Source organism: Bacillus sp. LJBS17 (genome assembly GCF_019334685.1).
In the GTDB taxonomy this organism is placed as follows: domain Bacteria; phylum Bacillota; class Bacilli; order Bacillales; family Bacillaceae; genus Bacillus; species Bacillus subtilis.
Genome location: NZ_CP079760.1, coordinates 1 through 12,044, shown reverse-complemented (window position 1 = coordinate 12,044; position 12,044 = coordinate 1). Strand labels below are relative to the sequence as shown.

16 protein-coding genes are annotated in these 12,044 nt (G+C 34.9%); all 16 read right to left on the bottom strand.

Annotation, left to right across the window (positions count from 1 at the left end):
- Window positions 1–187: 187 nt before the first annotated feature.
- Window positions 188–574: a DUF3846 domain-containing protein gene (locus tag KXZ66_RS21705; RefSeq protein ID WP_043940314.1), complete on the bottom strand. Its 387-nt coding sequence runs from the start codon at window positions 572–574 to the stop codon at window positions 188–190.
- Window positions 575–672: 98 nt separating this feature from the next.
- A complete protein-coding gene (locus tag KXZ66_RS21700; protein ID WP_043940313.1) occupies window positions 673–1,179 on the bottom strand; it encodes a YiiX/YebB-like N1pC/P60 family cysteine hydrolase in 507 nt (168 codons plus the stop codon).
- Window positions 1,180–1,430: 251 nt separating this feature from the next.
- Complete coding sequence (locus tag KXZ66_RS21695; protein WP_231573543.1) at window positions 1,431–1,901, bottom strand: flavodoxin domain-containing protein; 471 nt, start codon at window positions 1,899–1,901, stop codon at window positions 1,431–1,433.
- Window positions 1,858–2,901: a ribonucleotide-diphosphate reductase subunit beta gene (locus KXZ66_RS21690; protein ID WP_043940311.1), complete on the bottom strand. Its 1,044-nt coding sequence runs from the start codon at window positions 2,899–2,901 to the stop codon at window positions 1,858–1,860. The genes KXZ66_RS21695 and KXZ66_RS21690 overlap by 44 nt, the downstream gene beginning before the upstream one ends.
- Window positions 2,902–3,004: 103 nt before the next feature.
- The gene (locus KXZ66_RS21685; protein WP_013603309.1) at window positions 3,005–5,374 is read right to left on the bottom strand and encodes a ribonucleoside-diphosphate reductase subunit alpha; all 2,370 of its coding nucleotides are present in this window, start codon (window positions 5,372–5,374) and stop codon (window positions 3,005–3,007) included.
- Between the two features lie 71 nt (window positions 5,375–5,445).
- Complete coding sequence (locus KXZ66_RS21680) at window positions 5,446–6,480, bottom strand: AAA family ATPase (RefSeq protein WP_009968592.1); 1,035 nt, start codon at window positions 6,478–6,480, stop codon at window positions 5,446–5,448.
- Between the two features lie 68 nt (window positions 6,481–6,548).
- Window positions 6,549–6,785, bottom strand: a complete 237-nt coding sequence (locus KXZ66_RS21675) for a hypothetical protein (protein ID WP_043940310.1) — start codon at window positions 6,783–6,785, stop codon at window positions 6,549–6,551.
- Window positions 6,786–6,873: 88 nt separating this feature from the next.
- The gene (locus KXZ66_RS21670) at window positions 6,874–7,236 is read right to left on the bottom strand and encodes a PQ-loop domain-containing transporter (RefSeq protein ID WP_013603306.1); all 363 of its coding nucleotides are present in this window, start codon (window positions 7,234–7,236) and stop codon (window positions 6,874–6,876) included.
- Window positions 7,233–7,754, bottom strand: coding sequence for a nucleoside 2-deoxyribosyltransferase (locus KXZ66_RS21665; RefSeq protein ID WP_043940309.1), 522 nt, complete (start codon window positions 7,752–7,754; stop codon window positions 7,233–7,235). The genes KXZ66_RS21670 and KXZ66_RS21665 overlap by 4 nt, the downstream gene beginning before the upstream one ends.
- A gap of 74 nt (window positions 7,755–7,828) precedes the next feature.
- Window positions 7,829–8,797: a hypothetical protein gene (locus KXZ66_RS22745; protein WP_052500197.1), complete on the bottom strand. Its 969-nt coding sequence runs from the start codon at window positions 8,795–8,797 to the stop codon at window positions 7,829–7,831.
- 58 nt (window positions 8,798–8,855) lie between these two features.
- Window positions 8,856–9,065 carry a hypothetical protein gene (locus KXZ66_RS21655; protein ID WP_043940308.1) on the bottom strand — a complete coding sequence of 70 codons (210 nt, stop codon included), beginning with the start codon at window positions 9,063–9,065 and terminating at the stop codon, window positions 8,856–8,858.
- 192 nt (window positions 9,066–9,257) lie between these two features.
- Window positions 9,258–9,620, bottom strand: a complete 363-nt coding sequence (locus tag KXZ66_RS21650; RefSeq protein WP_043940307.1) for a DUF7448 domain-containing protein — start codon at window positions 9,618–9,620, stop codon at window positions 9,258–9,260.
- Window positions 9,621–9,788: 168 nt separating this feature from the next.
- Complete coding sequence (locus tag KXZ66_RS21645; protein WP_043940306.1) at window positions 9,789–10,118, bottom strand: DUF2653 family protein; 330 nt, start codon at window positions 10,116–10,118, stop codon at window positions 9,789–9,791.
- Between the two features lie 2 nt (window positions 10,119–10,120).
- Complete coding sequence (locus KXZ66_RS21640) at window positions 10,121–10,897, bottom strand: hypothetical protein (protein WP_043940305.1); 777 nt, start codon at window positions 10,895–10,897, stop codon at window positions 10,121–10,123.
- Between the two features lie 39 nt (window positions 10,898–10,936).
- Window positions 10,937–11,515 carry a hypothetical protein gene (locus tag KXZ66_RS21635; protein ID WP_043940304.1) on the bottom strand — a complete coding sequence of 193 codons (579 nt, stop codon included), beginning with the start codon at window positions 11,513–11,515 and terminating at the stop codon, window positions 10,937–10,939.
- A gap of 4 nt (window positions 11,516–11,519) precedes the next feature.
- On the bottom strand, window positions 11,520–12,044 hold the full coding sequence (locus tag KXZ66_RS21630; RefSeq protein WP_043940303.1) for a pyrophosphohydrolase domain-containing protein: 525 nt from the start codon (window positions 12,042–12,044) through the stop codon (window positions 11,520–11,522).

The window sequence follows — 12,044 nt, the reverse complement described above, 5'->3', positions numbered from 1 at the left end:
GGTTATGTTTATTTAATTATAAAATAAGTATTTTATAATTAAAAACCCCGACATCGGAATAATGTCGAGATTTTTGTCATAACCATATAGCATACATACACTGCTATGATTCTCATAAGATGGGGTCGGTAGAATCATAGCAAGAGATTGCTATTTTCTTAGGTTAAATCAGTCGATTAAAGTTGAATTATGACTGTTTCACTTCATAATTGTGATAAACCCAAACAGGGTTGGTTCCTAACAAAGCCAGTTTAAACTTGCTTAATATCTTTGTGGCTTCCTCGGTAAGACTGATTGTATCTCCGTCTTCATTACTTGAAGCAAACATAATATTCCCACAGATCACTACATCCCAATCGGTGATAGATGGATTTGGGGTGTTTTTTATAATAAGGGATGGCATTGAGGGCTCTTCCTTTAAAAGAAATCCATCGTCGTACCACACGTCTAACTCCTCAATGCTTGTCAAAGCAAGAGTTCCTTGGATTTCTTTCTTTAGAAGATCATAAGTGCTGCCCTCGCCCTCCTTAAAATTAATCAATTCTCCTGGCTTTAAAGTTGCGTAGTTGAGCATTTGTGTCTCTCTCCTTAAAGTTATTTATCTCTTACATTTAAATTATACAATATCTGGAATATAACGTACATATGTTCGTATTTAAAAAGCCAAACTTTTTAGGTTTGGCTCGTTTCAATGCTTTTAGATAAATATTTGAGGAGATCATATAGTTCATTTGGAGTTAGATCAATTCCTCTTACCTCACCGGTGATCCCAAGATCATTAGTAATTCCAAGGTGATCTAGAACATTAAACACTAACTCCGAGCAAATTAAATTGTTGGGATTGTTGAATAAATTCTTTCCTTTGAGGTGGAATAGGTTTTTAATGATATAACCAAAAATTTGTGCATAGTCATATTTCTTGCCTATATACGCTTTGCTAATCTCAACAACTTTTTCCTGTTGTTCTGAACTCAATCCTAAATCAAGAATCTCATAATAAGAATATTCTTTGGAATTAAACTTTTTAACTCTTGAAACAATATTTATATCGGCTTCAAGAATTTCAGTATCAGATACAGTAATGGCCACATGACTAAACTTTCCTCGATGATCAAATAACCTAATCAGTTTAGAAAGGATACCTTTTCTTCTTACAAAGATAATATTTCCTCTAGTCATTCTTTAAACACACTTCTTAAGAAATATAGTGCAATAAAGATAAAGTAAAGACCCCAGAAATCAATCTCGTAATTGAAGATTCGTGATATGCCAAACTGAATCAATACACTAGGAATGGCTAAATAAATAAGTAAAAGTAAAAGGTGAATAATAAACATAATTAGCTCTCCCTTCTGAAAATCTTTATTATTTTATCTGGCCGAATGAAAACGTAAATTACTTCAATAAAAAATTAAATAAAAAAGGAGCCGTTAACGACTCCAATATTTGATGCTGCCTATTAAATTATATAATTCTTGTTCAGTTAATTTTTGTTGATTGAATCGCTGTTCAAATTTAAAAGCAGCTATGACATCAGCGCCACAATCCAAACAAATTTTCTTTATTCCTTCAACTGCCCCACAGAATTTAGGATAAACTGAATTACCACTCCCAAATATAAAAATTTCTTTTCCATAAAGCTGTAAATGGTTTTCAATAAGATATTCTTTGAGTCTCTTAGGTATTTTTCCGTTACCCCAAGTATATGAGCCAATAGCCAAACGGTTGTTATTAGGGAAAGGATTGTTAAAGTCTTCAATGACTTGAAGATCCCTTTTAGTGTGCTCTTGAATAAACGAAATAAAGGTTCTAGTATTACCCGTATTTGAAGCAAGAATAATTGGAAGATACCCCATATCATAGGTCATCCCAATCATTCTTTTGCTCATTCGCTTTGCCATAGTTTACTTCTTTATCCTCAAAGAAATCTCTTTTTGTGTTATTCAAGTTATCGGGATCGAAGGCTGTTATCCAAGGCATAGGATTTTTCTTTGCTGCGAATATTTGGTCGAGTCCGAGGTTGTCTAGAATTAAATTCGCCCGGTACCCGATGTACTCTTTTACTTCTACAATATCAATATCAGGAGTGTTCTTATAAAGATCCTCACAGAACTCTCTTTCAAGTTGTACAAGTTTAGTGAAGAAATCATATACAAACTCAGAAAACTCTTCAGTATTAAGTTCAGGATATTGAGTTAGAATGTCACGTACCAAGATTGTTTGGAAGTAAGAGTGCTTCATTTCATCACGTTGAATATACTGAATAACAGTTCCGGTCCCAAACATTTTTCCGTTTCTATTAAAATGATAGAACGGTGTAAATCCATTTACGAAACATAAACCTTCTAGGCCACTCATTGCAACCAATCCTTTTGCAAAAGTCTCCGGAGTAGGATTTTGGATGAACTCATCAAACAGATCCATCATTAGCTTGTTTCTTCTAATCATGAATTCGTTCTTTTTTGGTCGTTCAAATACATCTAAAGAGACAGCTTTAGAGCTAACCGAACTTAGAATATATGTGTAAGATTCGTTATGAATTGTTTCCATTGCAGCTACAAAAGCCATAAGGGCTTTAATTGCAGAATCTCTAATATAATATGCAGCAACATTATCAAAATATGTAGCAATAGAATCGAGTACAGCCAAAATTCCGATAGCATTTAAAAACAACTCTTGTTCCATTTCGTTCATTTCAGTAGCCCACTGTACTTTATCCTTACTCATGGATACTTCATCCGGAATCCAGAATACTTCTCTCATTTCTTTAATAAGTTCGTAGTAGACTTGATTAATAATGTCATCCCAGAAGAGAATACCACTTACATCATCGAACATTCTCTCGCCTTTGTTAGGTAAATTCTCGTTAAAAACTCTCACTTGTTTCGTCAATTGTTCCATATAAGCGTTCCTCCGTATTCATAAAAATCTCTTAATATTTATATCTGGAGTATTAAAAACGTAAATCAAAAAAGGGAGCTTTCGCCCCCACTTCTTTAATATATTAAGCTGAACATGCCAGGCATGAACTTTCATGTTTTTGATCCCAAGATCGAGTGTAGTAAGAAGTTTTCACACCGGCTTTCCAGTTTTCCATATGAAGCTTATAGAAATTCTTAGCCTTAATGTCCTGAGGAATATAGAAGTTATGAGAAATAGCTTGGTCTACAAACTTTTGACGAGCAGCGTTGTGTTTAATAGCCCAAAGGTGAGCTAATTGTTTTTCATTTTCGTATTCCATTTTCATAGTTGGTTTGTAGAAGAACCATGTTTTTTGATTTAATTCCGGAACCAAAATAGGAAGGTGGAAGTCTTTTTTTCGTTCAAAGTAGATAACATCAAAGATTGGGTCGATTCCTGGAGTTGATCCAGCAATAACTGATGTTCCACCAGTCGGGGCAATAGCTCTTAGGTATCCATTTCTCATGTACTTAGAAGCCAATTCTTTAACTTCCAACCACTCGGGAGAGTTTAAATCACGTTCTTCAAACCATTCTCCAGTTTGCCATTTCGAACCTTCAAAAACAGGATAGCTACCTTTTTCTTTTCCTAATAAAGCTGAAGCTTTAATGCAATTCAACATGATTTTTTCTTCAAGTTTGGAGATATATTCAATAGCCTGTTCTGAATCCCACATGATTCCTTCTTGAGCTAATAAAGCAGCAATACCTTGTTCTCCTGCCCCAACAGCACGATACTTCATATTTGTGTATTGAGCTTGAGGAACAGGGACCTTTAAGAGAGAAATAACGTTATCAAGGGCTCTCATTTGAATTTTGATAACTCTCTCTGTTACTCCATCTTTTTCTGTTCTATTAACAACCAAGGAACTGAGGTTGCATGTTACTAGATCACCAATTTGTTTATGAATGATTACTTCTCCTGTTTCCCAATTAATCGTCTCTTGAGTTACAAACGAAGGTGACATATTTTGAGCGATTTCAGAACACAAGTTAGAAGAATAGATCATTCCTGAATGAGAGTTTGGATTATTACGGTTAACCGTGTCACGATAAAACATATATGGAATTCCAGTTTCTAATTGAGCCTTCATGTATCTCTTTTTCAATTCAATTGCTGGTACACGTCTCTTATCTAAATTGTTATTATCAACGCATAAGTAATAGTGGTAAGTCCAAGCATGATCAATTGGATTTGGTGTTTCTTTTTCACCAAGTTTTTTCTTATCGTAGAAGTCTTCAAGACTGAATCCCATCTTTTGTTTGATCTCATGAGGATCAAAAAGATAGAAGTCACCACGTTTTTCAACTTGTCTCATAAATTCATCCGGAATACAAAGACCAGTGAAAACGTTGTAAGCTCGTTTTGATTTATCACCAGTATTGAGACGAAGATCTATGAAGTCTTCAATATCTTTGTGCCATATATCTAGATACACAGCAACGGCTCCAGGTCTTTGTCCTAACTGATCAACGGAAACGGCCGTGTTATCAAGTTGTTTAATCCATCCTAGTATTCCACTGGCAGCGCCTTTATGTCCTCGAATATCTGATCCAGTTGCTCGTAATTTTCCAAAATAAATACCAATACCGGCACCATTTTTAGAGAACGTAGAAACATCAGTGTTATCATCAAAAATTCCACGAAGTGAGTCTTCAGTTGTTAGAACAAAACAACTTGATAAACCACCGGTAACACGGCCAGCATTCATTAAAGTTGGAGTAGCAAGTGTAAGGTAAAGGTTAGAAAGCGCCCAGTATAGTTCAATTGCTTTCTCCACTCGGTCTTTTTCCTCTGGCATCATCAGGTGAAGGGCAGCAATCATAAATCTTTCTTGTGGCAATTCATAAACTGATTTGTCAAAGTCTTTAACACAATAGCGACCAGATAGTGAATGAAGCCCTGCAAAATCAAATAATTCATCACGTTCGGGAACAATTGAATTTCCGGCCTTAACTAATTCTTCTCGCGTGTAATTAGCAAGAATATCGGGAGTATACAAGCCTTTTTCGGTGAGAGTCACGATAAGACCATAGAAATCACCATACTTCTCTTTTGAATCATAAGATCTATTTTTAGAAGCTCTTTTATATAACTCTTGGAGCTTTACATAACGGGCAAATCTATTCCAGTTAGTGTTTACAAGGTAATCAGGCGACACGTATCCAGAATCATTCTTAATGTCATTTGTAAGAACCAAAGCATTTTGAATGAGAATTTTCGTAATATCTTTTGATTCGATTTCTTCTCTTCTCTCGATTGTCCGGACCACTTTAGAAATGTAACTCTCTTTTGTGGTTGGATTAACCTCAATATTTTCGAATCCACGTTTAATAAATGAAATCAATCTTTCTCTATCAAATTCCATTCGTCGTTCACGTTTTTTATTCTTGTCTTTAATTACAACTGTCATAACCTATTTCCTTTCTTGCAGTAGTTGAGTTAAAGCAAGAGAGGACGACATAATCATCCCCTCGCCAATTATTAAAGAATTTCTTTCATTTTTTGAATTGCAACGAATAACGGCTGAACTTGTTCTTTGGAAGCATCGGTTAACTTATTGCCGGCTCCAAATACTTCATCTACAATTCTATTAACTTCATCCATACGATTTGCTTTATGGAACTGAACACCAAGCTCACGAGCTTCTTGCATCAGAGCATCATAATCCAGCTGTTCTTCTTGTAATCCAACTGATTCTTTTTCTTCTTTCAATTGAGAAGGATCAATTAGATTAATTGCATCAGTAACGGCTTTTTTATATGCTTCAGCATCCAAAGGAATTACTGGAGCAATACCTTCAAATGTTGAACCGGCTTGCCATTGAAGTGTTTCTCGAAGATGTATTACACGATGTTCATTCATGTGTTCATCAGTTGTAACTGTCATGAACAAGATGTTATCAACCATTTTGTTGATTGGAGCCATGACTTTATCTTTTAGATCTGGAACATACTTTTCAAATTGATAGTATTGTTCTTTGGTCTTTTTATCAGTTACAAGAGTCATAGTGTCGTTTACCTGTTCTTGAAGGACACCTGAAACAGGAATCTTAGTTGTGACTTGAGTTGCGTGAGCAATAAACACAGGAGTGTAGCCTAGTCGTTCAATTTGCTGAAGATTTTTCTTCCAATCATTTTTAAGATCAACCCAGTCTTTTCCCCATTCAACCTGGCCGAACTCTGTTTTGTCATACTTTGAAAGGATATATGTTTCAAGCATTGCGTAAAGGTTTTCTACCGTATCAATGCAAACAACATCGTATCGTTCTTTAATTTTTTTGTTCTGCAGCTGAGCTAAAACTTGAAGATATTCAATCCAGTTTGAAACGTACTGAACATTGGCACCAACAAGCACTTTATGCCGTTTTTCTGTGGCGATAAATAAAACTCGATCTCCATAGAGCTTATGAACAAAAGATGTTTTACCGATTTTAGGAACACCATAAATAAATGAAGTGTAGGATGCTAAATCCGTACTTGCCTTAATCGGCTCTAAATTTAATAAGTTAATTGCCATAGTTGAGTTCCTCCGATTTGTTTAATGTGATTACTTTTTATTTATATCTGGTGCTTGGAAAACGTAAATTAATTAATAAATTTTGCCGGTGTTTTTTTATTCTTCCTGTATTTTTTCTTTATCAATTCATATGGATAAAGCTCGTTGATTGAAACGTACCAGGTATTTTTCCCATCACTTGCTTGGAAAAAATCAGAATGACCAGCATCATGTAAGATGGTAACAATCTCACCTATCTCAAATTCATGGCCACAAAATTGTCTGATTATAATTGCTTTATCACCAACTTTATAAGAATTTTTCATCTATTAACCTCCGTCTTCTTTCAAGTCCTTTTGTATTCTATCTGGATAGTGAAAAACGTAAATTAAAGCACAAAAAAGAAACAAGGAATTATCCTTGTCTCTTGTCGTTTTCTTCATTAAACTTTTGCTTTAACCATTCAGCTGTAATTAATGCCTGGGGAACAACATATGAAGAGTTTTTTCTATATTTCAGAACCATGATCAACATAATTAAAGCAAGAGCTTCATTTAAGGCTTCAGTAATCATAGTCCCCCATGTACCGAACTTGATAAAGATCATAATGGCATTAACGAGCATAAAGATCAAAGCGACATTTAGAGAAAGCCAGAATAATACGCTCATACCATTTACGTCTTTTATTACATACGTTTTTCTTATTTGAGGTAGGTAACAAATTGTCAGGAACACCGTTCCTAGTACTGGCAGCCAATTCAATAGAAAGTTTATCATTGGGGAGCCACCTCTTTTTCAACTGATTTTTTTAATTCATCAGTTTTCTTTTTTAAAGCAGCTACTAAATCATCTACAGTAGAGAATATTCCACCATTTGTTTTCTTGATCAAGCCAATAACATAAAGATTACGATATTGGAATTGGTTTTCGGTAATATCATCAACTAATGTTAGAACCTTTTTAGCATTGTCATTTCCTAACTGCCGAACATCAGTATACAAACCAAGGATAGGTCGTCCAGTTGTTGAGAAAATTCCAATCTCTGCAGCAACACCAGAATCAATTTCTACCCCATCTAAAACGGCAACTAAAATATCACTTGATAGGAGGTGTTCTGTATCAGCATCGGCGATTTGTGTACTTGTTGCACTTGCTTTTTTATCATTAACAACAACATTCTCTTGTGGGAGATATACCTCAAGTTCAGGGATTTCTTCTCTGATTTTTGCTGCTAATGTATCGTTAAAATTTCGGTCTGCGATTCCAAATAAACCGTTAGCTAAGTATAGTTTCATTTTTATCAACCTCGTCTCATATTTGTTCAAAGAGAAGCCAACGAGAATTTCTTCTCATTGGCCTGATTAAAATATTAAAAATCTGGCATATCATCTGTATTTGGAGCATCACTAAATGGGTTATCATCTTGTGGTGGTTCCATTCCAGTTGGCAGAGATCCAGGAGGAAGATCATTTCCGTTCGAACCAAAACCACTTGGTGGTGTATCTTCAGCTGGTTGAGAAAGCTCCTGAAGCTTAAGTTTGCGGATTTGAAGAGCTGTTTCAATTTCTTCTTCTGTATAAGCTTTATCACCAAAGTAAGGAATTTCTCCACCGATTACTTCAATATTGTTTACATAGTTCGTTACCTGACGAACTTCTGCTTTTTCAGTAGATCCAAAGCCATGTGAAACTTGGCTTTCTGATTCTTTAACTTCGTCCACAACAGCATAGTTATTAATCTTGAAGTTTAATTGACCAGTAGAACCTGCAGGGTATAAATCCATAAATGCTTCAGCAAGTTCTGGACCAACAATCGTATTTTTAAGTTCAATAACTTCATTTCCCCAACCAACAGTGAAACCTTTAACTTTGTATTCTCCAGTTGGAAGGTCATTCTTAATAACTGGTTCAAATCCTTGAACAACTGTATCAATCGTTGCAATTGCTTTATCTGGTCGATCATTTGTTTCATCTAAACGGTTAAAGAAGATTCCTTTAACTTGGTTAAACTGAACAAGGTTTCCCTGTGCATTGTAGTATTCATTTAATGTAAGTTCTCCATTAACTTCAATTCGATCGGCTGCATCTGCCCCATCATCTTCAATAGTTTTGTATTCATTTTTTACAGTTTCAATGCCTTTAAAGAGTTTTGATGATTCCATCATAAACACTGAAATTTTGATTTCCTGAACATGGTTATCAAATTTTGAAAGAACAACCAGGTTACCAGACATATACTTATTGCCTTTTTTACTTGTTTTGACCTCTAAATCTTTTGATTTAAGGGTGCCGATTACTTGAACATTATTTTGAAGTTGTCTTAATTCTTTATTTTCCATGTAATTTTCCTCCGATTTTATAGTAGTTGAGTTATTTATTTTATAAGACTCCCATGAGTTACGAGAAAATTTCCTTCAATAGATTTTCAATTTCTGATGCTTCAGATTCCTCTGTAACTTCTTCCTGAACTTCATCAAGAATTGATTTAAGTTGATCCATAAGAATAAGAAATTCTAAATCACCGATAGCTTGCATAGCTTCATCTTGATCCATACCAGCTTGGCGAAATTGAAGATAAGCGTAGAGTTTTTCGATTTCATTTAACATAAGAATTTCCTCCGATTTGTGAGTGATTTTTATTACATATCTTTTATATCTTGGATTTTAGAAACGTAAATCAAAAAATAAATAATAAATTATTTATTTTTTAAAATAATATCTAACCCCAGATTTATTTTTTGTATTTATATCTAATCGACCGAATACGTAAACAAAAAAAGAGAACTCTTTCGAGTTCCCTTACAGCTTTCTGAAATCAACTGATTCAGAATAATATCCGTTAGATTCACCTAACCATCTTAGAGTTACATAACCATTGATTGTAGCAAATTTATAGAAGGTCCATGTTGCTGATCCCCAATCAGATTCACCAACTTGAGAAATTTCTTCAGCCATTGTTATTGGAGATCCAATTAAATCATCTAAATCACCAATAATCTCTTCTAAATAGACTGATTCGCAGCAGTCTTGCTCATGATACATTATATAAGATTCTCCATCCGAGGTATGAAAGATTAATTCTCCCACACCCTTTTGTTCAATTTTAGTAAGAGTTTTTCCGATAAGTACTTCAACGTCAGTATAGCTATCCCAATAAGACATATTAATTCCTCCGATTCGTTATCTATAGTAGTTGAGCAACTAAAAAAGAGCTCCTATTGAGCCCTTTAATTAGCATAAAATCTGAATTTTATATCTGAATTTAGCTTTAATCCTCTGATTTTCCGTCTAAATATCCAATACCATAGGATAAAAAGAAGCAAATAAACGTTATAATAAATGAAAGCATTGATCTTCTCCTTCGTTTACCAAGACTTCAGCATGAAATCCTAATTTTTCATCGTATTTCAACTCTACAACCGTCAAATCTGGATTGAAGTTGTGGTATTCCTCTAAGAACTGAATAATGCCTTCCGAGATCTGAGTTGTTCCAAGAAATTGTCTTCTTAAAGGTCCATAACGAACCTCAGCAATAAACCCTTTGTGATTGTTATATGTTAGTTCTTTTATTTCAACATCTTCTGGAGAAGTGGCTGCGTCATTTGAAATAAAAACACAAATTCCATCTACAATTTCTTGCTCATTTAATATTAATCTCATAATCAAAATCTCCTTTTGTAAGTCTTAGATGATTTGTAAGCACGGATGATAGCAATGACAATGATTAAAATAATGATCAAAGCGATGACATCAACGATCCAGGCAATAGGTGAAGCTCCATAGGAAACATAACCTGGTCCTCCGACTGGATGATAGGTGTAACCCCAGGGGTGCATCATGCTTGTCATGAACATTCCCATCGTAAAACCGTTATAATATCCAAACCAACCTGAAGGAGAAAATCCTGCATTGTAGTAATGATTAACAGAAACGGTTCTGCCACCAACATAAGCTTTTGTGGTTCTTCCACTATAGGTTTTTCCTTTTACCTTTGATGTAGCGCCTGAGAACGACCCTGATGATTTTTTAACAGAACTCTTCTTAGATAGTGTTGATTTTGTTTTATTTGAAGATTTTTTTGTTAAAGAAATTGATTTGGATTTTGATTTATCCGACTTTGTAGATTTTTTAGATGATCCACCAAAGAATGATTTAAAGCTAGAACTAAAGCTAGATTTCCTCGAACTTGAGCTTGATCCTGAGCTTGATCCTGAGCTCGAGCTAGAACTTGGTTTAGAATAACCGGATTTATAACTTCCACTATATGATGATCCAGAACTCCGACTACCACTACTGAAGCTGGATTTAGATGAAGAAAATGATGAAGAAACCCTAGCACTTCCACCACTAAAGCCAGCTGCTTCTGATATTGTAGGTGGCAACAGTAAACCGAAAGTAACGACTACTGCCAATAAGGATTTAACATATTTAAGTTTCATTTGTATTCCTCCAAGTAATGAGGCCGCCTAAGCGACCTATTATGCTGATTTTGAATCGTCAACGATAAACGTAAAATTCTTAACAACCGGTGATCTTAACATCGCTGCATCATCAGCCATCGCTTCACTCATGCTTTTCACAACTCTAATTCTTTCATTTTCGAATTCCGGATAAGATGTGAGAATAATATCTCCAATCTCTGGTTCCACAGGATTTTCAACTGTTAAGTACTTTGTAGGAACTTTTTTAGATAAAGCCCGGTATAAAGCGATCGCTTTACCAATATGCTCATTAAAGGTATCTCTCGGATCGCATTTAGCAATACCTTTTGCGTAAATTCTTCCAGACCTATAACCTTTTAATAGAACTGTTACGACACGTTTTTTTCTATTGATGTGGTATTCAGGAACAGTAGCATAAGATCCAACTTCATATCCATCGCACATAGTGGAATCTTTTAAGTTTTCAAGGTCTGACTTAGCATCTTCAATAACTTTCTTTCTAGCAGTAATAACTCTAGGTGACTTATTAGCTCTCTTAGTGAGTTCTTCTGCTGCTTTGGAAATAAATTCGTTTAATTCAGTAGTAGTCAAGTTTTTGAAATTTACCTTCTGCATAATATTAGTGTTCCTCCGATTTTTTGATTTGATTTTCAATTTCTGCTTTGATCTTTGGTTCAGGTTGTTGCCAACCTTCCGGTTTAAGTATCTTTCCACTATTGCCTAAGTCATATCTCGGTTTACCATCCGGAAATAACTTGGCCATGTTTGCGTCTTGAACAATATCAAAGAGTGGTTGTGGTTTAACTCCAGCAACGACAAATGATCCTTGAACAAAGTAATTAACATCAGTTAATGCATCCATTTGGTCAACAAGAATATCCTCAACCGGACCTTTCTTAATCACTTTAGATTCTGCAGCAGTAATTCCCCGGATTAACTCTGTTACCAACCCATAAAATTTTGTTTTGTTTCCACCTGCTGTTGCATATAAGAATTCAACTAACTCTTCAGCCGTCCAGATGGTTCTGGCCAAAGCAACATCTTCAGGAATAGATGTTGGTTTTTCTGAGATTGGGTGATGGAATGCTCGGTGAAACTCTTCAACTTGAGATTTGGCATAGTCTAAACCTTTTTCTTCTTTCAT